The organism is Streptomyces sp. NPDC058457 (genome assembly GCF_042720695.1).
Classification (GTDB): Bacteria; Actinomycetota; Actinomycetes; order Streptomycetales; family Streptomycetaceae; genus Streptomyces.
In genome coordinates, this window is the sequence record NZ_JBHXLU010000011.1 from 81,472 (window position 1) to 107,978 (window position 26,507).

Below are 26,507 nucleotides of genomic sequence, written 5' to 3' on the forward strand. Positions count from 1 at the left end.
GGTTGCCGGAGTCGCAGGGTCGCCGGAGTGGTCAGAGGTGGTCGCCGCCGGCCGCGTGCGCGAAGCCGCGGACGCCGATGCCGCCGTCGACGGAGATCGCGTGTCCGGTGATCGGGCCGCTCTGCTCTCGGGCGGCGAGCAGCACGTACGGTCCGGTGAAGTCGCGCGGGTCGGTGCTGGAGTCGTGCAGCGGGATGAGCGGCGGGGCGTCGGGGTTCTTCTTCGCGAAGGACGCGGAGATCGAGCGGTCGCCGAGCGCCAGCGCCTCGGGGCCGCGCAGGTCGGTGTTCATGCCTCCGCAGGCGACGCCGTTGACGCGGACCTTGGGTGCGAGTTCGTAGGCGAGTTCGCGCATGAGGCCCAGGCAGGCGTGCTTGCTGGCGGTGTAGAGGGGGCCGCCGCCGTTGACGTGGAAGGAGGCGTTGGAGAGGGTCATGACGATGCTGCCGCGGCTCTTCACCAGCTCCCGCCAGGCCGCCTCGGCCGCCAGCAGACAGCCCTTGACGTTGACGGCGAAGATCTCGTCGAAGGCGGCGTCGAGTTCGGCGGCGCCGAGCCGGGTGAGCTGCCGCTGGTAGTCCCAGACACCGGCGTTGGCGACGAGGGTGTCGAGCTTGCCGAAGCGTTCGACGGTCTCGGCGACGGCGGTGTGCAGCCGCCCGGAGTCGCGTACGTCACCGGTGACGGCGTGGATCCGGTCGGGGGCGACGGCGACGACCTCGTCCAACTGGCCCTTGTCCCGCCCGAAGACGGTGACCGAGGCGCCCTCGGCCACGAACCGCTCGGTGACCGCGCGGCCGATGCCCGCTCCCCCGCCGGTGACCAGGGCGGCGTACCCGTCCAGCCAGCCCATCACCGCTCCCCGAGGAAGCCGACGACCAACTCCTCGAACTCCGGCTGCCGTTCGAGCTGCACCCAGTGCCCGCACCGGCCGAACACGTGCAGCTGCACGTCCTGGATCTGCCGGAGCATCAGCTGGGCGCCGTCGAGGGTGATCGTGCGGTCGTCGCGGCCCCAGAGCAGCAGCGTGGGCGCCTTGATCCGGTGCAGGTCGCGCCAGAGCGGGTCCATTCCGCCGCGCCGGGCGAAGGCCGCGTTGTAGCGGTGGTAGAAGGCGATGTGGCTCTCGTCGAGGGAGGCCTCGTAGCGGGCCTTCACCACGTCCGCGCCGAACTGCCTGTGGTCGTAGACCATGGTGCGGATGAACGCGGCCATCTTGTTCTCGCTGGGCCCGCCGCCGTTGTAGTAGCGGAACATCTCCTTCTGTCCCTCGGTGGGCGTCGGCCCGGACGGCAGCCAGCCGCCGCCGGGTGCCATCAGCACCAACCGGGCGACCCGCTCGGGACGTTGCTGGGCCATGGCGATGGCCGCCGCTCCGCCGAGGCTGTTGCCGAGCAGGTGGAAGCCGTCGATGCCCAGGGAGTCGAGGGCCTGGAAGAGGGCGTCGACGGTGATCTCGGTGACAGACCGTTCGGCGAGGTCGTCGTCCGTCGGGCGGTAACTGCGGCCGAAACCGGGCTGGTCGGGCAGCACGACCCGGAAGTGCCGGGCCAACGCGGCGAGGTTCTGGTGGTAGTTGCTGACGCCGGAGGCGCCGGGGCCGCCGCCGTGCAGCATCACGAGGACCGGTCCCTCACCGGTCTCGGCGACGGCGATCTCACCGAGCGAGGTGGCCACGCGATGGTGCTTGAGTTCGGTCACGACGGTTCCCAATCGGAGGAGTCACAGGAGTCACAGGAGTCAGAAGAAGGTCGAGATGTTCTTGGCCAGCAAGATGCTCTGGTCGAGCAGGACGGTCCGGCGGGCCACCCGCAGGCTGCCGTCCTCGCCTCTGCGCAGCACGTCCGCGCGGCTGCCGGCGAAGACGTTCTCCTCGCGTTCCAGGCGGTTGCGGTAGACCAGGAACGCGGAGCGCACCTGCAGGTCGTCGGCGGTGAACTCCGGGTTCTCGGCCGGGTCGTGGTGCCGCACCATCACGTTGGCAACCAGGTGGCGGGTGCGGGACGGCGGGTCCTCGGCCCAGGCCATGCCCGAGTCGAAGCGGCGGATGCGCCAGGCCAGGCTCTCCTTGGTCTCGTCGAAGAACGCGGCCTCGCCCCGCGCGGCCACCGCCAGCGTCTGCTGCCGGCGCAGCCGGTTGGTGCGGGTGGGCACCCAGTAGTCGAGGTCGTCGGCGAGCAGCTCCAGCCAGTCGGTGTAGCGGCCGTCGTCGAGGAGGGCGGCCTCCTCGTAGTAGAACTGCTCGACCTCGAAGTGCGTGTCGCGGTCGGCGCGTTGGGCAGGGGAGGTCACAGGGTCACCTTTCCGGGCGCAGCAGGGCGCGCAGGCTCACGTCGGGGTCCGCCAGCCGTCCGGCGTCGACCGGGGTCCGACGGTCGATCATGCGGCGGGCGGCGCGTACGGCGGTGGCGTCGTCGACGGCGGCAGCCGCCACCACCCGGCCGTCGCGCAGGCCGTAGACGGCGAAGGACGCCTCGGCCCAGGAGCCGCGTACGACGGTCTCGGTGGCGGACGTCAGGTGCCCGACCGCCTCGATGTGGCGGCCGTGCCGGTCGGTCCAGAACCAGGGCGCCGTCGGGGCGGGGGCCGCGGTGCCGAGGAGGGTGGCGGCGGCCCGGGCGCCGTCCTGCTGCGCGGCCTCCCAGTGCTCGGCGCGGGCCTGTCCGCGCGGCCGGGCCGGGTCGCCGACCGCGAGCACGGCCGGGTTGGAGGTCACCTGTCCGGCGTCGACCAGGATGCCCCGGTCCACGTCGAGGCCGGCCCGCTCGGCGAGCCCGGTGTGCGGGACCATGCCCACGCCGACGACGACGGCGTCGTACGACCGTGATCCGGCCTTCCCGGTCAGCCGGACCTCGATGTGGTCGCCGCGGTCCGTGAACGACTCCACGGCCGCCTGGGCGGTGGTGATGCCGTGCCAGGTGTGCATGTCGTGCAGCCAGGTGGCGAGTTCCGGGCCGAGTGCGGCGGCCAGCGGGGTGGCCAGCGGGTCGACCAGGGTGACCGCGCAGCCCAGGCGTACGGCGGTCGAGGCGGTCTCGGCGCCGATCAGGCCGGCGCCGACGACGAGGATGCGGGCGCCGGGTGTCAGCGCCGGGCGCAGCCGGTCGGCGTCCTCGGCGGTGCGCAGGACGTGCACGCGCTCGCCGTCGATGCCGGGGACCGGCGGGCGGGCCGCGCTGCCGCCGGTGGCGAGGACGACCCGGTCGGCGGGCAGCATGGTGCCGTCGGAGAGTTCGAGCCTGCCCTCGGCCGGGCGCAGCGCGGTGACCGTGGTGCGGTTGACCAGCCGGACGCGCTGGTCGTCGTACCAGGACGGCTCCTGGAGGGCGAGTTGCCGCACGGGCCTGGTGCCGGCGAGGTAGTCCTTCGACAACGGCGGCCGGTCGTAGGGGAACTCACCGGCGTCGACGAGGGTGACCTCGCCGTCGAAGCCCTGGGAGCGCAGGGCGGCGGCGGTGCTGACGCCGGCGATGCCGCCGCCGACGACGACCACGTTCACGGCGCCTCCCCGGGGAAGAGCCAGACCTCGCCGTCGCGGACCTCGACCCGGTGCGGGCAGGTGTTCCTGGTCGCGGGCAGCCCCTGGACCTCACCGTTCTTCAGACAGAACCTGCTGGCGTGCAGGGGGCATTCGACATGGCCGTCCTCCACCCAGCCGTCGGCCAGCGAGGCGTCCTCGTGGGTGCAGGTGTCGTCCAGGGCGTACACGGTGTCGTCGGTGTCGCGCAGCAGGGCGATGTCGTCGGCCGTGCCGGTGATCTCCTTGGCGACGGCGAGGCCCTCGCCCTGGGGGATGTCGTCGAGGGCCGCGACCCGGATGCCGTTGCTCATGTCTTGTTCTCCTCGTGCTCCCCGTGTTCCTCGTGTTCCTCGTGCCAGGCGGGGGTGTTCATCAGGTCGCGCCAGCGCCCGTAGAAGGCCCGGCCGGCGGCGTCGCTGTACAGCTCGCTCGTCAGACCGGGATGGCGGCCGTCGTGGCGTTCGCTGCCCATGCCCATCTGGTAGTTGAGGGCGACGCCGTTGGTGATGAAGCCGTGTGCGATCGCCTGCACCTCGCTCCAGTTCTCGCCGTCGTCCTGCTCGAAGATCCCGCTGGGCCCGAACGTCCGCAGGTTGTAGAGGCGTTGGGCCTCCCGGACCTCCTCGGGCATGGACCTGTCCACGATCGTCCAGGCCCATACCTCCATCCGGTCCGGGCCCTTGGGGTGCCAGACCCGGATGGAGCCGTTGACGGGGAGGTAGGAGAAGTTCGGGAAGACGGTCGCGTGCCCGTTCGTCAGCGGTCCCTCCACCCGCGCCGCACCGAGGCGTTCGCGCAGGGCGTCGTAGTCCGTCCACTTGTGCACGGTCTGCGCGTCGAACCGGTTCCTGGGGTGGACCGGGAAGCCGGCGCCGTGGCCGTTCGGGTCCGAGTACTGACGGCCGGTGCGGTGTACGACCTCGTCCTTGGGCTTCCGGCCGGCCGGTGCGAGCAGCATGAGCGCCGAGGCGTGGCTCATGTTCACGTGGTACCAGTCGGTGGCGAACTGCTCTGCCGCCAGTTTCCAGTTGCCCTCCAGGACCCACTTGTGGACCCCGCCGACGACGACCGTGCCCTCGTCGTCGTGGTCGAGCATGGCGTCCAGGTACCAGGCCATGTCCCCGAGCGACTCGCGCAGCGGGACCGGGTCCGGGTTCCAGGTGCCGAAGACCAGCCCGTGGTACGTCGCCACGTGCGGGACCTCGACCAGGCCCCAGTCGCGCTGCTCGAAGTCGCCCGGATAGCCGTCCTTGTTGGGGACGCTGACCAGGGAGCCGTCCAGGTTGTAGGACCAACCGTGGTAGGTGCAGGTGAAGTTGCGGGTGGTGCCGGAGTCGGCGCGGCAGACGCGGGCGCCCCGGTGGCGGCAGGAGTTGAGGTAGGCGCGGATCCGGCGGTCGCGGTCCAGGGTGACGATGACCGGGTCCTCGCCCATGTACGTGGTGAAGAAGTCGCCGGGCCGGTGGAACTGGTCGGTGTGCGCGAGGAACAGCCAGCTCGGCGCGAAGACCCTGCGCAACTCCTGCCGGTACAGCTCCCCGTCGGTGAAGACCATGCGGTCCAGCAGTCCGCCCTCGGTGTCGACGAGCCCGGAGACGTCGATGTTCCGTGCCAGGTCCGCGGGGCGGCGCAGCGCCCCACGCGGTGCCGTGGTGGCAGCGCCCTTGGGTTCGTTCGTCGAGGTCATGGCCTCAGCGAACAGCAGCAGGTCAGGCGGAGGCCATCGGCCGTTCCGTACGGCGGCACACGGGCTGTCGGCGGCCCGGGGCAGCGGGAGAGCGTGCTCCCATGCTTGCCGCAACCGCCGTCTCCCAGAGCGCGACCGACCCGTTGGCCGGCCTCGTCGTCAAAGACGTTCCCGAGCCCGGGCCGCGCCCCGGCTGGTCGACCGTCCGTGTGGTGTCGTCGTCGCTGAACATGCACGACCTGTGGACCCTGCGCGGGGTGGGCCATCCGCCCGAACGGCTGCCGGTCGTCCTCGGCTGTGACGCGTCGGGGTACGACGAGGACGGCAACGAGGTCCTCGTCCACCCGGTGATCGCCGACGCGGACGCCGGCCTGGGCGACGAGACGCTGGACCCGGGGCGGGCGCTGCTGTCGGAGCGGCACGACGGCGCCTTCGCCGAGTACCTCTCCGTCCCCGCCCGCAATCTGATCCCCAAACCGGAGTGGCTCACCTTCGACGAGGCCGCCTGTCTGCCGGTCGCCTGGGGCACCGCGTACCGGATGCTGTTCACGCAGGCCGGGATCCGGGCGGGCGACCGGGTGCTGGTGCAGGGCGCCGGGGGCGGGGTCGCCTCGGCCGCGATCAAGCTCGCGGTGGCCGCCGGGGCGGTCGTCTACGCCACCAGCCGCAGCGCGGAGAAGCGGGCGCAGGCCGAGTCCTGGGGCGCGCGCCGGGCCGTACCGACCGGAGAACGGCTGCCCGAGCGGGTGGACGTGGTGGTCGAGACGGTCGGCGAGGCGACCTGGTCGCACTCGCTGAAGTCGCTGCGCCCCGGCGGCACGGTCGTCATCGCCGGGGCGACCAGCGGCACCAACCCGCCCGCCGACCTCGGCCGGGTCTTCTACCTCCAGCAGCGCATCCTCGGCTCGACCGGCTGCACCCGGGCCGAACTGGTCGCCCTGCTGAAGCTGATGGACGCCACCGGTCTGCGTCCGGTCATCGACCGCGCCCTGCCCCTGGCCGAGATCCACCAGGGGTTCCAGCTCATGATCGACGGGCGGCTGACCGGCAAGCTCGTCGTCCACCCCCAGCCCCGCCCCGAGGGAGAACCATCGTGAACGCCGCCGCCGTCGGGCTGTCCCACTCCCCCCTGATCGGCCGGAACGACCCCGCGCCCGAGGTTCTCGCCGCCGTGGCGGAAGCGGTCGAGGAGGCCCGTTCCTTCGTCCGCGCCTACGACCCCGAACTGGTCGTCCTGTACGCCCCGGACCACTACAACGGCTTCTTCTACAAGGAGATGCCGCCGTTCTGCCTGGCCACCGCCGCGCATGCCGTCGGTGACTTCGGGTCGGCGGCGGGGCCGCTGTCGGTCGACACGGACGCGGCCAGGTCGCTGGCGCGCGGGGTGCTGGAGCGTGGCATCGACCTGACCGTCTCGGCGCGGATGACGGTCGACCACGGTTTCGTCCAGCCGCTGGAGGTGCTGTTCGGCGGGATCGACAAGGTGCCGGTCGTCCCGGTCTTCGTCAACGGGGTCGCGACTCCGCTGGGCCCGGTCGGCCGTATCCGCGCGCTGGGCACGGCTGTCGGGCAGGCCGCGGCCGGACTCGACCGCCGGGTGCTGTTCCTCGGCTCCGGCGGGCTCTCCCACGACCCGCCCGTCCCGGTCCTGGAGGGTGCTCCGCCCCGGGTCGCCGACGCCCTGATCGAGGGACACCCGCCGACCCCCGAGCAGCGGGCCCGGGGCGAGGAGCGGGTGGTGCAGGCGGGCCGGGACTACGCGGCCGGCTCGACGCGGATGATCCCCGTCAACCCCGCGTGGGACAACCAGGTCCTGGACGTGTTCGAAAGCGGACGGCTGGCGGACGTCGACTCCTGGACCGTGGAGTGGATGGGCTCCGAGGGCGGCGGCTCGGCCCACGAGGTCCGCACCTGGATCGCCGCGTTCGCCTCCCTCGCCGCCACCGGCGGCTACCGGATGACCTCCCGCTTCTACGCGCCGATCCCGGAGTGGATAGCGGGCTTCGCGGTCGCCACGGCGGAGCGTGCCTGAACCGCGGACGCGGAGCGTGCCCGAGCCACGGGCGCGGCAGGCGCCGGAGTCACGGGCGTTGCGGCCGGCCCGTCCGCTGCTGTGCCTGGGAGGCCGCCGCCGCGACCCGGCGTACGTCGGCGCCGAGCCGCCGGGTGTCGATCCGGCCGCGCCGTCCGGCGATGGACAGTGCGGCCACCGCCCGCCCCGACCGGCCCAGGACGGGCGCGGCGACGCAGCTCAGCCCGAGCTGGCTCTCCTCGTCGTCGTAGGCGAGGCCGGTCCGGCGGATGCGGTCCAGTTCCTCGGCGAGTGCCGCCGGGTCGGCGATGGTCCGGGCGGTGAAGCGGTGCAGCGGCCCGGCGATCGCCTGGGCGGCGGCCTCCGCGTCGTAGGCGAGCATGACCTTGCCGACGGCGGTGGCGTGTGCGGGCAGCCGGCCGCCGATCCGGGACGGGACCGTCGCCGGGCGGTGGCCGTGGAGCTTGCCGAGGTAGACCACGTCGGTGCCGTGCAGGACGGCGAGGTGGGCGGTGTGCCGGGTGAGCTCGTAGAGGTCGGTCAGGTACGGGAGGAGCAGGTCGCGCAGGCTCTCGTGGCCGGCCGCGTACACGGAGCGGCCCAGCTGGTGGAGGCGCTCGCCGAGCCGGTAGTCCGTGCCGACCCGTTCCACGACGCCGTTGCGCTCCAGCATGCCCAGCACCCGGTGCGCGGTCGACTTGCTCAGCTGGGCCCGCCGGGCCAGCTCGCTGACGCCGACCCCGCTGCTCGCCCTGTCGCCGAAGGCGACCAGCAGGCTGATGGCCTTGTCGACGGCGGCCCGGTCGTCACGGGCCTGAGAGGCGAGGGAGGCGGTGGTCATGGCGGTTCACCTCAGCTTCGAGGGGGTCCGATGTCATTTTCAGTAGACCGTCCGGAAACTTTTACGTGACAAGCATGGCCAGACCGTCAGCCGTCCGTCAACAATGACGGGATGCACATTAAAAGTGACGACCTGGCCCATGAGAACGAGCTGGTGGCCCGCAACGTCCGCCGGTTCCGGCTCGAACGTGCCATGTCACTGGGCGAGCTGGCCCGCCGTTCCGGCCTCTCGAAGCAGACGCTGTCGAAGATCGAGCAGGGCGCGGGCAACCCGACCGTGGAGACGCTCTCGCTGCTCGGTGCGGCCTTGGACGTGCCGGCCCGCCGGCTGCTCACCGAGTGGGGCACGCCGGTCTATGTCCAGCGCCACGACGAGGGGGAATGGTCCGACAGCGGCAACTGGTCGGAGCGGCTCCTCGACGAGGTGTACGGCTCGGGGTACGTCAGGACCCTGGTGCTGCGTCTCGAACGCAGCGGCCGGCAGCCCGAGCCCGTCGTCCCGCACGCGGCCGGCACCCTCCACCACATCTACGTGATCACCGGAAAGCTGCGCACCGGCCCGGTCACCGAACCGGTCGACCTCGCGGCAGGGGACTTCGCCCGGTTCCCCGGGGACATCCCCCACCGCCATGTCTGCCTCAGCGAACGCGCGGTCGCCCACATGGTCACCACACTGCCTCAGGTACGGCAGATCAGCCCCACGGTGCTGCAGGGCGGGCCCGTCGCCTGATCAGGAGGTGATGCCGTTGTACTGGTCCCAGGTGTAGGCGAGGTCGGGCGAGGAGGGCTTGCCGGGCCAGTCGAAGTAGTCCCAGACGAGTTCGGCGGGGTTGGTGGCGAGGTAGCCCCGGCCGGGCAGGTCGTTCGAGTCGTCCCAGGCCCAGGGCGGGTTGGCCGCGTCGGTGGCGCAGGCGCCGTTGGCGGGGCCGAGGACCCCGCCCGCGCCGCACTTGGCACCGTAGGGGTTGGAGCTGTCGTCGCCGGCGAAGTTGTCGGTGGTCGCGAACAACGTCGTCAGGGTGCGGTTCGCCCACATGCCGTTCGAGGCGAAGACGTCGGTCAGCGTGTACTGCACGTCACGGTCGTTGGAGCCGGACGGCACCTCGGCGGTGGAGCCGGGGTAGTACACGATGCCGTCGCCGCTCGCGTACTGGCTGCGCTCCTGGGACAGGTAGCCCTCGGCCCACGCGGCATGCGTGTTGGGCTGCTGGGTCGTGAACGGGCGTCCGTGGCCGTCGTCGTGCGGGTCGCCCTCCAGCTTCAGCGTGCCGTCGACGCTCTCCTGCCCGCTGGTGAAGTCGCTGCCGGAGGGCACCCAGGAGTAGAAGTTGCTGTGCGCGACCGTGATGGCGGCCTTCAACTGCCCGTGCGCGGAGCCGTCGTTGGCGACGACGACCAGGACGCCCTCGGCGTCGTTCTCGTGCTCGGTGAGGTCCTCCTGGTAGTTGTCGAGGACTCCGTCCGACCAGTCGCGCGGGTGGAAGTACGTGTACAGCAGGTACGAGAAGGACGGGGTCTGGACGACCGAGTAGTAGACGTGCGCCGCGAGCGGGAACTGGCTGGTGTTCTCCCAGTTGTTGCGGCCGTTGAGGTCACCGTCGTAGTCGTACGACGTGATGTAGTCGGACTTGCCGCCGAGGGCGGTCTCGCCGGTGGAGTCGACGTCCTGGAAGTTGACCGGGGCCCACCACTGGGCGAGGGCGGCACGGTCGGTGGCGGAGTCCGCGCTGGCCGGGGCCGGCTGGGTGAGGCCGGCACCGCAGACGGCGGCGAGGGCGGCCGTCACGGCGAGGGATCTGCGTCGGGTCAGAGGCACACGGAAACGGTGGGTGCGGGGGGTTGCCACGGTTCCTCCGGGGGGCCGCGAAAGGAACCGGCACGTCGGTGAAGTCGACGTGCCGGTAAGGGAGTTGACGTATGTACCGGTGGTGCGGGTGATGCCGCGGGTACGATACAGCGCGGTGCGGGCGGGTCGGCAGGTCTCAGCAGGTGACGGTGCCCCTGCGCAGCGCGTGACCGCTGTCGTTGCTGTCGTCGGACCACCACACGGGCTTGCTGCCGCCGCTGCACGCGTCGGAACCGGAGACGGCGAAGCCCTCGTTGTTGAGGTTGTCCATGCCGGTCGGGCGGTTGTGGATCGCGGTGGCGGCGAAGACCCCGGACGAGTTGATCTGCATGGTCCGGTGCTGGCCGGAGCAGGTGTCGTCGCAGACCACCCAGAGACGGGACGCCTGCGGTTCCCACTGGAGCTCCATGACGCCGGCCATGCCGCTGCTGACGGCCGCGACCCGGGTGAAGGTGCCGCCGTCCTTGAGGACGTAGCCGTAGACCATGCCGGTGCCCTCGACGCCGACGAAGAACACCCCGCCGGTGTGCGAGCCGTAGTTCGCCGGGTTGTAGGCGGCACCGGTCGAGGCGTCCTTGAACCCGGCGGCGGTCAGGGTGGCGTCGGGGACCCAGGTGATGCCCTCCAGACCGAGGTTGGAGCCCACCGCCGGGAGGTCGGAGGTCAGGTTCCACTCGGTGGTGGCGGTGAGCGTGGTGGCGGTGCCACTCACGTCGTACTTGAGGACGGAGAGCCGGCTGGTGCCGGACGAGTCCGCGTTGCGCTCACTCGACACGTACACGCCGCCGCTCGAACCGGAGCCGGTCAGGGTGACGCCCTCGTCGTCGGGGGTGCCCGAACCGCCCGGGAACCTGAGCGTCTTGCCGGACGTCCAGCCGTTGCTGGTGTCGGCCTTCCAGGCGGTGGAGCCGTTCGGCACCAGCCGCCACAGCTTGCCGCTGTTCTGTGCCGCCCACAGCACGCTCCCCTCCTGGTAGAGGCCGCTCAGGTCGGAGCCGAAGGCGTTCTTGGTGTCGGCGGTGGTGACCGAGCTGCCGCCCGGCCATGCCGTCGCCGAAATACCGCCGGAGCCGCAGTCGTTGGCGGCGCCGAGGGTCACCGCGGCCGAGCCGAAGGCACCGGTGCCGTCGGGGCAGCGCGACCACGACGGGTCGGAGTGCTGGGTCCAGCCGAAGCTGTCGACCAGGGTGGTGCCGTCTGCGAGATAGAGGCGCGCCTCGTCGTCGGAGCCCAGACCGAAGGCGTTGTGCACGTCGAAGGCGACGAAGCCGCCGGGCGCAAGGGTGGTCCCGGAGGCTATCGCGTACTTGGAGCTGTCGTTGTCGTCCCTGAGGATCCAGCCGGAGAGATCCACCGTGGTGGTGCCCCTGTTGTAGAGCTCCACGGAGTCGTTGACGTCTCCGGTGGTCACCACCTCGTTGATCCGGATGTCGTCGGCCGCCGCCGCGTGGGCGGGGGACGCCGTCAGGGCGCCGACGACGAGCGTCGGTCCGGCGACGGCGACGAGCAGGACACGGAGGCTGCGGCGCCACCGGCGAACGCGTGATTCGGTCACCAAATCCGTCCTGGGGTTTCGTTGTGACAGGCCGCCAGGACCTTTCCGGCGCGGCCCGAACGGACGACTTCGCGCAGGTGAGGACGTTATGAACGGTGAGCGAACCGCCAAGATCGGCGGGGGTCGCCGCGCCCGTGCGGGGCGACCGTCCAGAGCCTGGCGAGCACGGCACCGGTGACCAGGACGAGGAGCAGCTGGGACGTGTGGGTCCCGGCGCTGTCCGCTGCCCGGGCGACGGGGTTGGCCAGACCGAGGCGGTCCAGCAGCCAGCCGAGGGCCGCGACGGCGGTGAGTCCGGCGCAGGCGGTCCGCAGGGCGGCGTGCCCGTGCAGCCGGCTGAGGCAGATCAGGCTCGGCAGGGTGAGCAGGACCAGGACGAGTTGCATGCATTCGATGCCGATATTGAATCCGGCGAGACTGAGCGCCAATTGGGAGGTGGAGAGGTGCATCTCGGCGAGGGTGAGGGAAAAGGCGAGTCCGTGTCCAAGGCCGAAGCCACCGGCGATGACAGCCTCACGTCCGGGGAAAATCGGTCGAATTGCATGGACGGCGCCGACGAGAATACTGAAGGCGATGAATGCCTCGACCGGTTGGGCCGGGATGTCGAGGCGCCCGAAGGCACTCACGGCGAGCGCGACGGAATGCCCGACGGTGAATGCCAGCGTGGTACGGCCGATGCGGCCGACGGCCGTCCTTGTGCTCGCCAGTCCGCGCCAGCGGTTTCCGGTGGCCAGCAGGGGTGCGGGCAGCAGCAGAATGAGCAGGAACAGCAGATGGTCGGTGCCTTCGAGAATGTGGTGGGCGCCGAGCTGGAACATGGCGTAGGTGCCGCTCCAGATGCTCGCGTCCTCCAGGTTGACGGTGAGCGGGGCGATGGTCATCGTCCGGGTGTCGATGCGGATGACCCCGACCTGGGTGGCGTCGTCGTGGCCGTCGTCGGCAACTTTTCCGGTGGCCCAGTCCTGGCGGACGGAGACCAGCACGGTGTGGGTGACGACCTGGTGGACGATGACGTCGTAGTCGAGGACCAACCGGCGCGGGTCCCCGCCGGCGGGCGGCGGATCGCGGCTTCCCGCGCCGACAGCTGCCGTGCCGTGGTGCCGTCGTCCAGGTCGATTCCGCCGGCCCGGGAGAAGTCGCTGACCGGGAGCTCCAGTTCGGCGGCGACCGAGGTCTCGTGCACGTCGAGCAGGAGCACCGAGTGCGGCATGGGGTGCGCGGCGGCGGGCGGCGCCGCCAGAAGCAGCGCCGCCGTGACCACCGTCGCGATCCCGGCCAGCATGCGCAGGGCATGCCACAGTGAGATCGGCAGGCGGTTCATCAGAACGAGAACTCTCCCCCGTAGTCGGTGTCGTGGTCCCGGTAGACGGTGTGGTAGTGGACCTGGTTCTGGTACACCACGCCGTTCTGGCAGACGAACTCGATCCAGACGCCGGGGCCGTCGATGCGCACGTAGTCGCCCTGGGCGCTCAGGTCGGAGCTGCCGGAGTACGCGATGTAGGTGTCGTCGAGGTCCGCCTGGTAGGCGCTGAGCACGGAGGCGGCGGTGGTGTCGTCCGCGACGTCGACCCAGGGCTCCATCGCCGCGAGGACCAGTTCCTGCTGGTCGTCGGTGAGTTCGCTGACCGCGAGGCCTTCCTTGGTCTCCGGGAAGTCGCCGTCCTCGCCCGGACCGAGCAGCACGTCGCTGAACGACTCGGAGAGCTTCGCCTCCGACAGCTCGTCGTCGCTGAGGCCGGCGAGCATGTCCTCCATCCCGTCGTGCATCCCGGCCAGCGGTGCGTACGAGGTGCCGTCGTCGCCGGTCCAGCTGGTCGGCTCCACCCCGATGAAGAACGGGGTGGTGCCCTCGACCTCGCCGTCCTTGTAGGTGAGGTTGAGCGCCAGGTGGTGACCGCCGAAGTGCAGCTGCCAGGTGCCGTCGGTGCTCGGGGTGCCGAGGAACGCCAGGTAGTAGTTGCCGCTGCCGTAGCCGCTGGCGGTCTCGCCGAGCTTGTCGTCGGCCGCCAGGATCTGGGTGATCTGGTCGTATCCGGTGCCGCTGCCGGTACCGGTGGCCGCCTCGATCACCGCCTTGGCGGCGGTCAGCTGTTCGTCGCTGAGGGTGCTGAACTCGATGCCGACCCGGCAGGTCGAGCCGCACGGGAGGTTCGACCAGGCGGTGGCGTTCGCCTCGGTGAAGTCGAGGAGGACGTCGGCCTGCTGGTCGCTGTCCAGGGTGTCCAGGAACGCGTTGGCGGCGTCGACCACGTCCGACACGGACGACGAGGCCGCGGTGGTGGCCGTGGTCCCGGCGGCCGACGCGTCACCGGCCGAGGAGTCGCTCGGGGTGGTCGCGGCGTTGGCGTTGACGTAGATCCCCCCGAGGAGCAGGGCCGTCCCCGCGGCGAAGGCCACGCCCGCGCGCTTCCACTTGCTCTTTAACCTGCGGTGGGTTTTGGTTTCTGGCATCTTTCCGGTCCCTTCGGAAGATGAAGTGCAGGAATTCCGGAAGCGGTTCCCGTAAACACAGCCGCCAGATCTCCCTGCCCGTTGTGTGAAGGAGATAAATTCCACCAGCCGCCGCTATGGATGCCATCGAGCGGTACTCGGATTTACCTGTGTCTTACTGTGGGACACGGCCAGGATTTTCAGTTTCAGCACCTCCTTGTCTCTCGGCAGGTTCACAAGGTGATGGCTCGCATCCCGGTCGTCGATGACCGATCCACGGATTCACAGGCACCGCCCGCTTCTCCCGCTCCCGCACTCGCTGCTTCACTCCTGACCCGTCCCGCGGTCCGCGTGTTCCCGGACCGTTCGAAGAGCCTGGAGACTCTGGAGCCCCCGTGCAGCCACCTCCCTGGAAACGCATCCGCCTGCGACGTGTCGCCGCGGTCCTGGCCGCCGTGCTGGCGCTGACGATCGGCACCGTCGGCGCACTGACCGGAAGTTCGGCACAGGCCGACAGCACGGCCACCGCCTCGGCAACCGCCTCCGCCACGGCTCCCGCCATCGACTGCTCCGCCGTCGCGGCGCTCGATCTGAGCGGCATCTCCGGCGCCCCCACCCAGATCGCCTCGGCGACCGTGCTGGCCGCCGGCGGCAACACCCTCGGCAACTGGGCGGCCTGTGAGGTGAAGGGCCTGATCGCCCCGCAGATCCAGTTCGATCTGCGGCTGCCGATGACGACCTGGCAGGGCAGCTATCTCCAGGTCGGCTGCGGCGGCAACTGCGGTGTGGTGAGCAGCGGCAGCGCCCCGGCCGCGACCGGCTGCGTGCCGCTGACCGACGGCGCGTTCGCCGTGGCCTCGGACAACCAGGGCCACTACGGCACCAGCATGAGCTCCGGGCTCTTCGGCACCGACCCCACCCTCAAGACCGACTTCGGCTACAAGTCCGAGCACCAACTCGCCGTCGTGGCCAAGGACATCATCAGGCGCTTCTACGGCGCCTCCGTCACCCGGGCCTACTACGACGGCTGCTCGCAGGGCGGCCACGAGGCCCTCACCGAGGCCCAGCGCTACCCGACGGACTTCAACGGCATCGTCGCCGGCGCCCCCGCCAACAACTGGACCGCGCACACCTTCCAGCACGCCTGGAACGCCCAGGCCGTGTTCGCCGGGACGGACGGCGCGGCCACGCTGACCACGGCCGACCTCACCCCGCTGCACAACGCGGTGCTCAACGGATGCGGCGCGACCGACGACGGGATCATCGAGGACCCGCTCAGCTGCACCTGGGACCCGGGCAGCATCGCCTGCGCGAGCGGGCAGACCTCGACTGCGGACGACTTCTGCCTGACCGCCGCCCAGGTCAGCACCGTGCGCAAGCTGTACTCGGGGCCGCGCGACAGCGCCGGCAAACTCCTCTACCCGGGCTGGCAGTTGCGCGGCAACGAGCTGAACTGGGCCGGGGTCATCGTCCCGACCACCGCCACCGGCTCCACGACCAACCAGACCAACGTCAACGAACGGGTCCGCTACCTGCTCTATCCCGAGGCGCACCCCGAACTGTCGTGGAGGGACGTCACGTTCACGGACGCCTCGTACAAGAAGCTGATGAAGCTCAACGAGGGGCCGATGGACGCCACCGACCCCGACCTGTCCGCGTTCAAGGCGGCCGGCGGCAAGCTGATCGTCTGGCAGGGGCTGGCCGACCCGAACATCTCCTCCGTCGCCGGGATGGCCTACTACAAGGCGGTGGCGAAGACGATGGGCGGTGCGGCGGCCACCAGGGAGTTCGCGCGGCTGTTCCTGCTCCCGGGTGTGGCCCACTGCGGCGGCGGCCAGGGCCCGGACAGCATCGACGCACTCACCGCGGTCGTCGACTGGGTCACCGCGGGCGAGGCACCCGACAGCCTGCTCAGCCGGAAGATCAACAGCAGCGGCACCGTGACGGCCGCCCGCCCCGTGTACGCGTTCCCCTACATCGCGGTCGGCACCACGGGCGGATCCGCCGACGACCCCGCCGGTTACACGGCACAGCTGTCCACCGCCGAGAACAACCTGAAGGTGGACTACCTGGGCTCGTTCCGCTCCGGATACGAGACGGTCAGCAGCTGGGTCGACGGCAAGTGGGTGACCCGCCCCGGGAAGAGCTGAACCTCCGGCCGGTGATCAGGCACCGTGCGGCAGCCGGTGATCAGGCACCGTGCGGCAGCCGGTGCCTGATCAGGACGGTCCGCTCCTAGAACTGGGCCTCGTACTGGGCGGGGTCGATGCGGGCCTCGACGAGCAGGGGGCCGGTGCGGGTCGCGAGACCGGTGGTGGCCTTCTCCAGTTCGGCCACCGAGGTCACGCGTACGCCGTCGCAGCCCATGGCACCCGCGAGCGCGACCAGGTCGATGTCGTCCAGCCGGGTCGCCGTGCCGCCGTAGCCGAGGGCCCGCTGTTTGAGCTCGATGCGGTTGAGGCTGCCGTCGCAGAAGACCACCACCGTCAGCCGCAGCCGGCGGGCGACGGCCGTCCGCAGTTCGGTCGCCGTCATGGCGAAGCCGCCGTCGCCGATCAGCGCGACGACGGGGACCTCGCCCAGGGTCAGCTGGGCGGCGATCGCCGCGGGGAGCCCGAAGCCCATCGAGGACAGGCCGTTGCTCATGAGGACACCCCGCGGTGCGCGGGCCTGCCAGCCCTGGCCGACGAGGAGTTTGTGCGAGCCGACGTCACAGGTGACGACGGTGTCGGGCGGCGCACCGGCCCGGATGACGTCGATGACGTCGGTGGGGTTGAGACGTCCTTCGACCCGGCCCGCGTAGTAGGCCGTGCGGAGCCGGGTGCGGTGGACGGCGACGTCCGCCCCGGTCCGGCGGGGCTGGCCCCGCCAGCCGTCGGCGAGCCAGTCCAGGCTCGCCCCGACGTCCCCGACCAGTTCGCAGTCGCTGGGATAGACCTGGTCGACGTTGGGCGTGGTGTCGACATGCAGGACGGGCGTGTTCAGGGACCACGGCCTGAGGAGCTCGACGGGGTCGAAGCCTGCGGCGACGACCAGGTCACTGCCCGCCAGGAGGTCCCACACCACGCGATGGCAGGCCATGTCGAGAACCCCGGCGAAGAGCGGATGGTCCTCCGGGAAGACGCCCTTGGCCATCGGTGACACCACCACCGGGGCACCCGCCGTCTCCGCCAGCCGGACCAGGCCCGCGGAGGCTCCGCACCGGGTCGCGGCGGTGCCGGCCAGCACCACCGGGCGCCGGGCCGACCGCAGCAGCGCCGCCGGGTCCGGGCCGCCGGGAGCCCGCTGCACCCGGACCCCGCCGGCGGCGCCGTCCAGGGGCGGCGGCGCGATGCCGGCGGCGGGTGCGGGAGCGGCGAACGCCTCGGCGGAGCCGGTGAGGTGTACGGCGCCGGGCCGCTCCGCGACGGCCAGCCGCAGCGCCTTGCGCAGCACCGCGTCGGCCGACCGGGGGTCGATGCGGCCGGCCCACTTGGCCACGGGTGAGAAGAGCAGCTTGTGGTCCACCACCTGGTGGGTGACCAGGTCTTCGCGACCGGGGTCGATCTGGCCCGAGATCGCCAGCAGCGGAACCCGGTCCCAGGTCGCGGCGGCCACCCCGTTGACGATCGAGGTCGAACCGGGCCCCAGCGTCGACAGACAGACACCGGGCCGCCCGGTCACCATCGCCTGCGCCTCGGCCATGAACACGGCCGTGCCCTCACGGGTGCCGGCCACGACCTCGACGCCGGCGGCCCGGAACGCCTCCATCAGTTCGATGATCGGGTCACCGGGGTAGGCGAACACACTTCGCGTCCCCGTGGCCCGCACGTACTCGGCGACCACTGCGGCCGTCCTGCCCGTGCCACCCCCTCTCGTCCCTTCCGTGCGGAGCTCCTCGGGTCCGCCGGCCGCGGTCACGTCTCGCGCAGGTTCGCCGGTACGAGCAGGTCGTAGTCGGGGTCCTCGGTGATGAGGCCGGCGGACCTGTGGAAGGCGACCGCGGTGTCGAAGGAGGAGCGTCTGAAGGCGTTCGTCGTCGGGATCTCGCTCTTCAGCAGCGGGATCAGGGCGTCGAGGGTGGTGTCGGGAAGGCCGCTGCGGTACTCGGCGAGCAGCTTCTTGACCCCTGTGGTGTCGTTGCCGTGGATGTCCTTCTTCGCCCGGACGAGCGCTCTCTGGAAGGCCGCGATCTCCTTGGCCTTGTCCTTGAGGATGCTCTGGGTGGTGAAGATGACGCCGTGGGAGACGTCGACAAGGCCGGGGATGTCGCCACGCGCCGGGGAGATGTACAGGGTTCCGACGCCGGTTCCCTCCGCCTGCTGGCCGAGCGGCTGGGCGAAGGACAGGGCGTCGACCTGGCCGCCCTTGAGCGCGCCGAGCGCCGCGCTGGGCTCGCTGCCGAGGTTGACCAGCTGGGCGTCCTTCTTGGAGTCCAGGCCCACCTTGTCGAAGAGGTAGATGACGAGCGCCTCGGTGCCGCTGCCGGGCCCGGTGATGCCGATCTTCCGGCCGCGCAGCGACTTGATGCGCTCGTCGAGCGTGGCGTCGGCCGCGGCGCCCTTGAAGTTCTTCCCGGTGATGATGTCGATGTAGTAGCGGTCCACCAGGTCGGCGACCAGCCGGATGTCGCTCTGGATCGCGGAGAGTTTGAGGACGTCGGTCATGACCGAGCCGCCGAGTTCGATGCTGCCGGACTTGAGCGCGGCGGCCACCTTGGCGCCGGTGCCGAGGATCGGCGGGTCCCCGAAGGTGACGCCCTCGTCCTTGAAGTAGCCCTTCTCGGTGGCGATGAACAGCGGGAAGAAGGCGATGGACTGGCTGACCTGCCCGACCGAGATCTTCCCGGTCCCGGTGGAGGCACCGGACCTGGCGCAGCCCGTGCCGGTGAGGGTGACGGCTCCGGTGGCGAGCAGGCCCTTCACGAGTTGCCGGCGGTCCATACGCGGCTGCTCTCTCATTTCCTGCCCTCCAGTGGCTTCCAGCGGTTGGCCCTGCGGTCGATGAGGCTGACGATCAGGTTGAGGACGGTGGCGATGACCGAGAGGACGACGAGCGTCGCGAAGACCCCGGCCGTGTCGAAGTTGGCGGCCGCGTCGCTGATCAGATAGCCCAGCCCCCGGTTGGAGGCGACGAGTTCCCCGATCACGGCGCCGATCAGCGAGTACGGGACGGCGACCTTGAGGCCGGTGAGCAGGCCGGTCATGGAGGCGGGCAGGACGGCCTTGAGGACGATGTCCCGGCGGCGGCCGCCCATCAGCCGTACCGCGTCGATCAGTCCACGGTCGACCTCCCGTACGCCGACGGCGGTGTTGAGGAAGACCAGGAAGAACACGGTGACGGCGGCGAGCAGCACCTTCATCTGCATGCCGATGCCGAACCAGACGATGAACAGGGGGGCGAGGGCGACCTTCGGCAGCGAGTACAGCGCCACGATGAACGGGTCGACCATGCGGTAGAAGGTCGGCAGCGAGGCGAGGACGAACCCGGTGACCGCACCGGAGGCGGCGCCGAGCAGGAAGCCGAGGACGACCTCCTTGAGGGTGACCCAGGTGTTGGACCAGAGCAGGCCCTGGCGCTGCCAGTCGGCCAGCCGTCGTACGACGTCGAGGGGCCTGCTGGTGAAGGTGAGGTCGAAGACCCGCCCGGCGCACAGCTGCCAGGCCACCAGCAGGACGACGGCGAGGACCAGCCGGCCGCCCCAGATGACGACGGTGCCGCCGTGCCGTTCCCACCAGCTGCGGTGCAGGGGGACGGTGACCGACTGACCGATCGTCGTCTGGGTCTCCGTCTCCGGGTCCGCCGGGGTTTTCGCGTCGACCGTGTTCACTGTGCCTCCCGCAGCGCCGCCGTCATCTTCTTGTGCAGGCCGACGAAGTGCGGGTCCACGCGCAGTCCGTCGGCGTCACGCGGTCTGGGCAGGTCGATCTCCTTGTCCAGGACGACCCGGCCGATCCGGCCGAGCACCACGACCCGGTCGCCGAGCAGCAGGGCCTCCTCGATGTCGTGGGTGACGAAGACGACGGTCTGGCCGCTGCCCTGCCAGAGCCGGAGCAGTTCGGCCTGGAGGACGGAACGGAGCTGGGCGTCGAGGGCCCCGAACGGCTCGTCGAGCAGAAGCACTTCGGGGTCGCCGGCGAGCATCCGGGCGAGGCTGGCGCGGCGCCGCATGCCGCCGGAGAGTTCGCGCGGATAGTGCCGTTCGAAGCCGGTGAGTCCGACCCGCTCGATGAGGTCCGCCGCGCGGTCCCGGCGTTCCCTGGCGGCAACTCCCTTGATCTCCATGGGCATTTCGACGTTGCGGCGGACGTCGCGCCAGGGCATGAGGGTGTCGGACTGGGTGAGGTAGCCGACCTCGGTGCGCGGGCCGGACACCCGCATGTCCCGGTACGTCACCCGGCCCGAGGTCGGGGACATCAGCCCCGACATCATGTTCAGCATCGTCGACTTGCCGCAGCCGCTGCGGCCGAGGAAGGTGACGAAGCAGCCCTCCTCGATGCCGAGACTCAGATCGCGCAGTGCCACGATCCCGGTGTCGCCCTTCACGAACTGCTTGCTCAGCCCGCGGAGTTCCAGGACGGCGGTCATCGGTCCTGCACCGCTCCGGCCAGCCAGCGGCTGTTGTCCACGGCCATGACCCGGATCTCGTCCTCGGTGAAGCCCGCGGCGAGCAACCGCTCCGCGAGCAGCGGAAGTCCGTCCTCCACCGGCGGGTTGAAGGGCTGGCCGAGGTCGCTGGAGAGCACGGAGTGTTCCGGGCCGACGGCCCTGATGTGCTCCAGCCACAGCTCCCAGGAGACCTTGCCGGTGTACGGGGTGGTGAAGCACCGCTCCAGCAGGGCGCCCTTGGCGGCGAGTTCGCGCTGCCGTGCCACTTCCACCCGCTGCGAGGTGAACTCCGGGTGGGTGACGACGATCCGGCGGACGCCCTCCTCGACCGCCGCGTCCACGACTGCGGTGATCTCCTCGGTGCCGAGGTGGCCGGTGGCGAGGGTCATGTCGTGGGCCGCGATCACCCGGAGCACCTGGCGGGTGATCTCCAGGACCTTGCCGTCCGGTCCGACCACGTCCACCGGGTCGGCCGTCATGCCGGCGTCGCGGAGTTCGTTCTGCAACTGCATCCACATGGGCGGTGTGGCGCCCTCGGGGCTGCTCGCCGTACAGGCCCGTTCGTTGGCGCTGTCCACGGTGGGCAGCCAGACGACCTGGGCGCCGCCACGGCCGGCGATCTCCACGGCGATCGGGTTCATCCCACCCACCGAGCCGTTCAGGGTGATCGCCCCGACCGCTCCGAAGCCGGGGACGGCCCTGCGGACCACCGCGGCCCGTTCCGCCGTGGGCACGTAGTGCGACTTGAGAACGAAGCCGGATAATCCGACCTCGGCGAAGCGGGAGGCGAGGGTCAGGTCGTCCACGCGGCGCTTCATCAGATCGGGTGCGATGTGCAGATGGATGTCGTAAGCCCCCGCGACGAGTTCGCGGGCCTCATCCGAGGGGATCGGATGCGTGGCTGGTCGGTCGGTCATGCCGCCTCCCTGTCACCAATTTGGTGACCCAGATTGTTAACAATCAGTCAGGAGGCGTCAATGGGTTGCGCAGAAAGCGGTACCGACCGCCGTCCGCGCCCGACGGGCGACGGCCGCCGCGCTAACTCGCCCGCGAGGACGCCGTGTTGGCGCTTTTCCGCAGTGCGTGGATGACACTGCCGAGGTGCCCCCGGGCGGCCTGCTCGGCGGCGACCGGGTCACGGCCGCAGACGGCATCGATGATCGCGAGGTGTTCGGGGAGCGAGACCGCCGGCCGCCCCGGCTGCAGGGCGAGCCGGAACTGGTGCCGCACCGACTGGCCGCGCAGCCGCTCCAGCACGCCCCCGGCCGTGGCCTGACCGCTCACCTCCACGAGACGGCGGTGCAGCCGGTTGTTCAACTGGGAGTAGATCATGACCTCCCCGGCCTCGACCGCTCCGATCATCCCCGCCCGAATCTCGCGCAGTTCGGCGATCTCCGCGTCGGTCACCCGCTGGGCGGCCTTGGCGGCACACAGGCCTTCGACCACCATCCGGACCTCGGTGATCTCGATCGCCTCGGCGAGCGGTACCGCGCGCACCCGGGCACCCCGGTTGGGGATGCGCTCCACCAGCCCCTCGTTGCCCAGCTGGAGCAGGGCGGAGCGCACGGCACCGCGGCTGACCGAGAACCGCTCCGCCAGGTCCACCTCCACGAGCCGCTGGTCCGGTACGTAGTCCCCGCGCACGATCGCCGCGCGGATGACCTCGACGACCGGGTCGGACCCGGACGGGATGTGGGGTGCTGTCGACACGTGGTTCCCCTTTCCGCGACAGAACGATCAGAATGGCAACGATATTGTCGCCAATCCTGCCCTGCCGTGACGGCCTCCGGCCAGGGACGATGAACACGAACTGGGAGGCACCTGTGAACTCCACGGCTGTGGCCGGTCTTCGTATCGCCGTACTCGGTCTGGGCGAGGCGGGCGCCGCGATCGCGAGCGACCTGGTCGCCGCGGGGGCGCTGGTTCGCGGGTACGACCCGAAGGTCGCGGCGCCGCCGGGTGTCGTGGGCACCGGCGGTGAGGCGGAGGCGGCCGCCGGCAGCGATCTGGTCCTGAGCGTCAACAGCGCGTCGGCCGCTCCGGACGCGCTGCGCGCGGGCCTCGCCGGCACCGCGCCCGGCTGCCTGTGGGCCGAACTCAACACCGCGTCACCCGCGGAGAAACGGCGCCTCGGCGAGGTCGCGGCGGACGCGGGCATCGCTCTCGTCGACGTGGCCCTGATGGCCACCGTGCCCGGCCGGGGGCTGCGCACGCCGATGCTCGCCTCCGGGGCGGCGGCCGGACGCTACGCCGGCCTCCTCCGTCCGCTCGGCGCGCGGGTGGACGTCCTCGACGGCCCCGCCGGGCTGGCCGCCGAGCGCAAGCTGCTGCGCAGCGTCTTCTACAAGGGATGGGCGGCGGCCGCCGTCGAGGCACTGGAGGCGGCGCGCGCGGCCGGCTGCGAGGAGTGGCTGCGGGAGCTCATCACCGACGAGCTGACGCAGGCGGACTCGGCGACGCTGGACCGGCTGGTCGACGGCAGCCACCGGCACGCGGTACGCCGCACGGCTGAGATGCAGGCCGCCGCCGACATGCTCGACGACCTCGACGTACCCCCGCTGATCAGCACGGCGAGCCGGGATCTGCTGCACCGGCTGTCCACGCGGTAGGCACCACGACGGCATATCGGACTCGGCGGCTCGGCGGCTCGCTGAGCAGGTCCCGCCGTCGCGCCGACCGAAACGGCCGTCTATTCGTCGTCCCGACTCGGCCGGCCGGTGTCGTCGGAGGTCGCGGCAGGTCTGGTGTGCAGGACTTCGCGGGCCTGCTCGGCGGCGCGGGTGATGCTCTCGCTGACGAAGTCGAGGAAGCGGGCGATGTTCTCCAGGCGGTTGGCGGCCGGGGTGCGGGGGCCGAGGACGGCGACGCCCTGACGTGCGGTCTCGGCGACCTGGGCGGTGCCGCGCGCGCTGGCCACCATCGACTGGTACCAGACGTCGTCGTCGACGAAGTAACGCTCGCGGCGGCGTTCGTCGCGCTCCCGGCGGACGAGCCCCTGCTCCTCGAGGAACGCGACCGCCTTGGAGACGGACGCCGGGCTGACCTGGAGCCGCTGGACGAGTTCGGACGCGGTGAGGCTGGCCGCGTCGCTGATGCAGAGGCAGGCCAGCACCCTGGCCATCATCTGGGGCGTACCCGACTGCATGAAGACGGTGGTGAGCGTCTCCTCGTACTCGGCGACGGCCTCGGCGTCACGTCCGTGCGGCTGCGGCACCGCGCCCGGCTCCCGGGAGGAGGCGGGCCGGCGCCGGTGGGCGCGGCGTTCGGTGGCGCGGTGGGCCAGGTCGGCGCGGTAGGCGGTGGGGCCGCCGTTGCGCATCACCTCACGCGTGACCGTGGAGGTCGGACGGTCGAGGCGGCGGCCGATCTCGGCATAGGCGAGGCCGTCGGCCAGCCCCAGCGCGATCTGCTGGCGTTCCTGCTGGGTGAGCCTGCCTCCCGGCATCACGTTCTCCTCGTTGTTCCTCGGTGACGGTCCCCGGCCTCCGAGCATAGCGTTCACCAGTCCACCATTGCAACGCACACAGTCTCGACGTTGCATTGATTTCAGAACCGTTGCAACGGTTTTTATGCTCTGAGCTGCGATTACATATATCTTGCGCAACGAACTCATTGTCGTAATCAGGAAAGCAACGTAGCGTTTCCGATATCAGAAACACCGAATGACAACGGGAGACCACGATGCAGAAGTTCGACACCCCCGCCCCGATCTCCGCCGTCCTGGACATCCCCGCCGGACGCGTCCAGCTCATCGCCGCGGAGCGCGCCGACACCACTGTCGAGGTCCGGCCCGCCGGCCCCACCAAGAGCCGCGACGTCAAGGCAGCCGAGCAGACCACCGTCACCTACGCCGACGGCGTCCTGCGGATCACGGCCGCGGCACCCGGCAACCAGCTCCTCGGCCCCTCCGGCTCCGTCGAGGTCACCGTCCAGCTCCCCGCCGGCTCCCGCGTCGAGGCCAAGGCGGCCAGCACCGAACTGCGCGGCGTCGGACGCCTCGGCGACGTCGTCTTCGACGGCGCGTACCGCGAGATCAAGATCGACGAGGCCGCGAGTCTCCGCCTCACCGCGACCGACGGCGATGTCGAGGTCGGCCGGCTGGGCGGCCCGGCGGAGATCAGCACCGCACGGGGCGACATCCGGATCAACGAGGCCGTGCGCGGCACGGTCGTACTCCGCACCCAGGACGGCGACATCTCGGTCGGCGCGGCTGCCGGTGTCTCGGCCACCCTGGACGCCGGCACCGACTACGGCCGCGTGAGCAACGCCCTCAAGAACGACGGCACCACCGAACTCGACATCCGCGCCACCACCTCCCGGGGCGACATCACCGCCCGCAGCCTGTAGACGCACCGACCGGCCGTCCGCTCCGAGGGGCCCGACGATCCACGCCGGGCCCCTCGGGGAAGTCACCGCCCGGAACCGAGCGGCCCACCCATCTCATTCACATACTTGAACCTTGCGCACATGTATGTACGCACGCGCACCTGCATGCGAGACTCCTTCAACTCCCGCACGTATCAGCCCAGTTGGAGAGGAAGGCACCCATGCACATGTCCCGCAGGGCCGTGCTGGCCACCGCAGGCGGCGCCGCGGTCGCGTACGCCGCCGTGCCTCAGTCCGCGCAGGCGCTCCCCGGCCGGGTGCCGGCGGCGACGGAGGCGGTGCTGCGTGACGCGGCCGACTACGCGGTGGCGAAAGTGCGAGCCGTCGCGCCCGGGGTGAGCGCCTTCCCGGTCGGGACGAAGTTCGAGAAGTGGGTCTACTCCCAGAACGGCGACTGGGTCGGCGGATTCTGGCCGGGCATCCTCTGGATGAGCTGGCTCTACAGCGGCGACGACGGCCTGCGCACCCTCGCCCTCGCATCGGCCGCGAGACTCGCCCCCCGCCAGTACGACACCGGCACCCACGACCTGGGCTTCCTGTTCACCCCGTCCTGGGTCACCGCATGGCGGCTGACCGGCGACACGTCCTGGCGGGACGGCGCCGTGCAGGCCGCGCGCTCACTGCTCCAGCGCTACAACCCCCGCGGCCGCTACCTGCGGGCCTGGGGCGCGCTCAACACCTCCGACAACGCGGGGCGCATGATCATCGACACGATGATGAACCTCGACCTGCTCGTCTTCGCCGCCCAGCAGACCGGCGAAGACGCCTTCATGGAGGCGGCCGTGGGACACGCGCAGACCACCGGCCGCCTCTTCCCGCGACCGGACGGATCGACTCCGCACGTCTACGACCTCGACCCCGCCACCGGCACCCCCATCGGCCAGAACACCGTCCAGGGCTACAGTCCCACCTCCTGCTGGGCCCGCGGACAGGCCTGGGGCATCTACGGCTTCACCACCATGTACCGCCGCACCGGCGACCGCCGGTTCCTCGCCACCGCCCGCACGCTCGCCGACTACGCCGTCAAGGCCCTCGGCCCGGACCACGTGCCCGTCTGGGACTACCGCGCACCGCAACAGCCGTACGACGTCAAGGACGCCTCCGCCGCGACCGTCATGGCCTGCGGGCTGCTCGACCTGGCCGCCGCCACGGGAAACCAGCCGTACCGCACCACCGCCCTGCGCATACTCGACGCGCTCTGCCGGACGTGCCTCACCACCCACTCCACCCGCGCCGAGGCCGTGGTCGCCCGCTGCACCCGCAACCGCCCCGCCGAGGACGGTATCGAGATCTCCCTCCCGTACGCCGACTACTACCTCCTGGAGGCGATCCTGCGCGTCCTGCAGCCACACGACCTGGACCGGGCGATCGACCTGTCGACGGTCTGACGACGCCCGGTCCCTACGGCGAGGCGCTCGTCGTCCCGGGCGCGTCCGTCGACGGTGCGGTGAGGGGGGACGGCGGCGGTGGGGACGCCTCCCCCGAGTCGGCCTGGACGACGAGGACGACCGCGATGACCGCCGTGGTCAGGGCAGCCATGGTGGCAAGCCACCAGATCCCGATCGCTTTCGCGTGAGCGGCCATGGCACCCTCCTTCGACGCGGAGCGTACGCCGTTGCCTGA

Annotated in this window: 26 protein-coding genes; 7 read left to right on the forward strand and 19 right to left on the reverse strand. The window is 71.0% G+C overall.

The genetic code is table 11. The annotated features are described in order from the left end of the window. Nucleotides 1-31 precede the first annotated feature (31 nt). The 6 genes from hcaB to ACFWPS_RS12145 are packed head-to-tail and all read right to left on the reverse strand — an operon-like array spanning nucleotide 32 to nucleotide 5,207. Nucleotides 32-853 carry a 3-(cis-5,6-dihydroxycyclohexa-1,3-dien-1-yl)propanoate dehydrogenase gene (hcaB, locus tag ACFWPS_RS12120; RefSeq protein WP_383703809.1) on the reverse strand — a complete coding sequence of 274 codons (822 nt, stop codon included), beginning with the start codon at nucleotides 851-853 and terminating at the stop codon, nucleotides 32-34. Next, complete coding sequence (locus ACFWPS_RS12125) at nucleotides 853-1,701, reverse strand: alpha/beta fold hydrolase (protein ID WP_383703811.1); 849 nt, start codon at nucleotides 1,699-1,701, stop codon at nucleotides 853-855. The genes hcaB and ACFWPS_RS12125 overlap by 1 nt, the downstream gene beginning before the upstream one ends. Nucleotides 1,702-1,740: 39 nt before the next feature. Further along, a complete protein-coding gene (locus ACFWPS_RS12130) occupies nucleotides 1,741-2,292 on the reverse strand; it encodes an aromatic-ring-hydroxylating dioxygenase subunit beta (RefSeq protein ID WP_383703813.1) in 552 nt (183 codons plus the stop codon). 4 nt (nucleotides 2,293-2,296) lie between these two features. Then, nucleotides 2,297-3,499 carry an NAD(P)/FAD-dependent oxidoreductase gene (locus ACFWPS_RS12135; protein ID WP_383703815.1) on the reverse strand — a complete coding sequence of 401 codons (1,203 nt, stop codon included), beginning with the start codon at nucleotides 3,497-3,499 and terminating at the stop codon, nucleotides 2,297-2,299. Next, nucleotides 3,496-3,831 (reverse strand): non-heme iron oxygenase ferredoxin subunit, encoded by a 336-nt coding sequence (locus tag ACFWPS_RS12140; RefSeq protein ID WP_383703816.1) that lies wholly within the window; start codon nucleotides 3,829-3,831, stop codon nucleotides 3,496-3,498. Before ACFWPS_RS12140 ends, ACFWPS_RS12135 begins: the two co-directional genes overlap by 4 nt. Beyond that, complete coding sequence (locus tag ACFWPS_RS12145) at nucleotides 3,828-5,207, reverse strand: SRPBCC family protein (protein ID WP_383703818.1); 1,380 nt, start codon at nucleotides 5,205-5,207, stop codon at nucleotides 3,828-3,830. The genes ACFWPS_RS12140 and ACFWPS_RS12145 overlap by 4 nt, the downstream gene beginning before the upstream one ends. Nucleotides 5,208-5,308: 101 nt before the next feature. Here ACFWPS_RS12145 and ACFWPS_RS12150 point away from each other — a divergent pair, with 101 nt between their 5' ends. Beyond that, on the forward strand, nucleotides 5,309-6,304 hold the full coding sequence (locus tag ACFWPS_RS12150; protein ID WP_383703820.1) for a zinc-binding dehydrogenase: 996 nt from the start codon (nucleotides 5,309-5,311) through the stop codon (nucleotides 6,302-6,304). After that, complete coding sequence (locus ACFWPS_RS12155; RefSeq protein WP_383703822.1) at nucleotides 6,301-7,239, forward strand: 3-carboxyethylcatechol 2,3-dioxygenase; 939 nt, start codon at nucleotides 6,301-6,303, stop codon at nucleotides 7,237-7,239. Before ACFWPS_RS12150 ends, ACFWPS_RS12155 begins: the two co-directional genes overlap by 4 nt. A gap of 49 nt (nucleotides 7,240-7,288) precedes the next feature. On the opposite strand, the gene ACFWPS_RS12160 is transcribed toward ACFWPS_RS12155, so the two are convergent. Then, nucleotides 7,289-8,080, reverse strand: coding sequence for an IclR family transcriptional regulator (locus tag ACFWPS_RS12160; protein WP_383703825.1), 792 nt, complete (start codon nucleotides 8,078-8,080; stop codon nucleotides 7,289-7,291). Between the two features lie 111 nt (nucleotides 8,081-8,191). Between ACFWPS_RS12160 and ACFWPS_RS12165 the strand changes: the two genes are divergently transcribed. Continuing rightward, complete coding sequence (locus ACFWPS_RS12165; RefSeq protein WP_383703827.1) at nucleotides 8,192-8,809, forward strand: helix-turn-helix domain-containing protein; 618 nt, start codon at nucleotides 8,192-8,194, stop codon at nucleotides 8,807-8,809. Here ACFWPS_RS12165 and ACFWPS_RS12170 read toward each other — a convergent pair whose 3' ends face one another. The 4 genes from ACFWPS_RS12170 to ACFWPS_RS12185 all read right to left on the reverse strand — a co-directional run bounded on the left by ACFWPS_RS12170 (nucleotide 8,810) and on the right by ACFWPS_RS12185 (nucleotide 13,931). After that, on the reverse strand, nucleotides 8,810-9,895 hold the full coding sequence (locus ACFWPS_RS12170) for a hypothetical protein (RefSeq protein ID WP_383703829.1): 1,086 nt from the start codon (nucleotides 9,893-9,895) through the stop codon (nucleotides 8,810-8,812). A gap of 166 nt (nucleotides 9,896-10,061) precedes the next feature. Further along, on the reverse strand, nucleotides 10,062-11,480 hold the full coding sequence (locus tag ACFWPS_RS12175) for a lamin tail domain-containing protein (protein WP_383703831.1): 1,419 nt from the start codon (nucleotides 11,478-11,480) through the stop codon (nucleotides 10,062-10,064). Nucleotides 11,481-11,566: 86 nt separating this feature from the next. Continuing rightward, nucleotides 11,567-12,511 carry a HupE/UreJ family protein gene (locus tag ACFWPS_RS12180; protein ID WP_383703833.1) on the reverse strand — a complete coding sequence of 315 codons (945 nt, stop codon included), beginning with the start codon at nucleotides 12,509-12,511 and terminating at the stop codon, nucleotides 11,567-11,569. A gap of 289 nt (nucleotides 12,512-12,800) precedes the next feature. Beyond that, complete coding sequence (locus ACFWPS_RS12185) at nucleotides 12,801-13,931, reverse strand: DUF3500 domain-containing protein (RefSeq protein ID WP_383703835.1); 1,131 nt, start codon at nucleotides 13,929-13,931, stop codon at nucleotides 12,801-12,803. Between the two features lie 374 nt (nucleotides 13,932-14,305). On the opposite strand from ACFWPS_RS12185, the gene ACFWPS_RS12190 reads away from it, so the two are divergent. Then, complete coding sequence (locus ACFWPS_RS12190; protein ID WP_383703837.1) at nucleotides 14,306-16,060, forward strand: tannase/feruloyl esterase family alpha/beta hydrolase; 1,755 nt, start codon at nucleotides 14,306-14,308, stop codon at nucleotides 16,058-16,060. 85 nt (nucleotides 16,061-16,145) lie between these two features. On the opposite strand, the gene ACFWPS_RS12195 is transcribed toward ACFWPS_RS12190, so the two are convergent. The 6 genes from ACFWPS_RS12195 to ACFWPS_RS12220 form a co-directional block, all read right to left on the reverse strand. Next, on the reverse strand, nucleotides 16,146-17,735 hold the full coding sequence (locus ACFWPS_RS12195) for a thiamine pyrophosphate-binding protein (RefSeq protein ID WP_383703839.1): 1,590 nt from the start codon (nucleotides 17,733-17,735) through the stop codon (nucleotides 16,146-16,148). A 71-nt stretch (nucleotides 17,736-17,806) separates the two neighbouring features. After that, a complete protein-coding gene (locus ACFWPS_RS12200) occupies nucleotides 17,807-18,850 on the reverse strand; it encodes an ABC transporter substrate-binding protein (protein WP_383703841.1) in 1,044 nt (347 codons plus the stop codon). Next, nucleotides 18,847-19,719, reverse strand: coding sequence for an ABC transporter permease (locus tag ACFWPS_RS12205; protein ID WP_383703843.1), 873 nt, complete (start codon nucleotides 19,717-19,719; stop codon nucleotides 18,847-18,849). The genes ACFWPS_RS12200 and ACFWPS_RS12205 overlap by 4 nt, the downstream gene beginning before the upstream one ends. Continuing rightward, nucleotides 19,716-20,477: an ABC transporter ATP-binding protein gene (locus ACFWPS_RS12210; RefSeq protein ID WP_383703845.1), complete on the reverse strand. Its 762-nt coding sequence runs from the start codon at nucleotides 20,475-20,477 to the stop codon at nucleotides 19,716-19,718. Before ACFWPS_RS12210 ends, ACFWPS_RS12205 begins: the two co-directional genes overlap by 4 nt. After that, nucleotides 20,474-21,415 carry a DUF6282 family protein gene (locus tag ACFWPS_RS12215; RefSeq protein ID WP_383703847.1) on the reverse strand — a complete coding sequence of 314 codons (942 nt, stop codon included), beginning with the start codon at nucleotides 21,413-21,415 and terminating at the stop codon, nucleotides 20,474-20,476. The genes ACFWPS_RS12210 and ACFWPS_RS12215 overlap by 4 nt, the downstream gene beginning before the upstream one ends. A 121-nt stretch (nucleotides 21,416-21,536) precedes the next feature. Continuing rightward, nucleotides 21,537-22,208, reverse strand: coding sequence for a GntR family transcriptional regulator (locus ACFWPS_RS12220; RefSeq protein ID WP_383703849.1), 672 nt, complete (start codon nucleotides 22,206-22,208; stop codon nucleotides 21,537-21,539). 113 nt (nucleotides 22,209-22,321) lie between these two features. Between ACFWPS_RS12220 and ACFWPS_RS12225 the strand changes: the two genes are divergently transcribed. Next, nucleotides 22,322-23,107, forward strand: a complete 786-nt coding sequence (locus tag ACFWPS_RS12225) for a DUF1932 domain-containing protein (RefSeq protein ID WP_383703851.1) — start codon at nucleotides 22,322-22,324, stop codon at nucleotides 23,105-23,107. 80 nt (nucleotides 23,108-23,187) lie between these two features. Here ACFWPS_RS12225 and ACFWPS_RS12230 read toward each other — a convergent pair whose 3' ends face one another. Next, the gene (locus ACFWPS_RS12230) at nucleotides 23,188-23,943 is read right to left on the reverse strand and encodes a helix-turn-helix domain-containing protein (protein ID WP_383703853.1); all 756 of its coding nucleotides are present in this window, start codon (nucleotides 23,941-23,943) and stop codon (nucleotides 23,188-23,190) included. A gap of 236 nt (nucleotides 23,944-24,179) precedes the next feature. On the opposite strand from ACFWPS_RS12230, the gene ACFWPS_RS12235 reads away from it, so the two are divergent. Together ACFWPS_RS12235 and ACFWPS_RS12240 are read left to right on the forward strand one after the other, a co-directional pair. Next, the gene (locus ACFWPS_RS12235) at nucleotides 24,180-24,845 is read left to right on the forward strand and encodes a DUF4097 family beta strand repeat-containing protein (RefSeq protein ID WP_383703855.1); all 666 of its coding nucleotides are present in this window, start codon (nucleotides 24,180-24,182) and stop codon (nucleotides 24,843-24,845) included. Nucleotides 24,846-25,045: 200 nt separating this feature from the next. Continuing rightward, nucleotides 25,046-26,272 (forward strand): glucuronyl hydrolase, encoded by a 1,227-nt coding sequence (locus tag ACFWPS_RS12240; protein ID WP_383703857.1) that lies wholly within the window; start codon nucleotides 25,046-25,048, stop codon nucleotides 26,270-26,272. 13 nt (nucleotides 26,273-26,285) lie between these two features. Here the strand turns inward: ACFWPS_RS12240 and ACFWPS_RS12245 are convergent, their stop codons facing one another. Further along, nucleotides 26,286-26,468 (reverse strand): hypothetical protein, encoded by a 183-nt coding sequence (locus ACFWPS_RS12245; protein ID WP_089106194.1) that lies wholly within the window; start codon nucleotides 26,466-26,468, stop codon nucleotides 26,286-26,288. Between the last annotated feature and the right edge of the window lie 39 nt (nucleotides 26,469-26,507).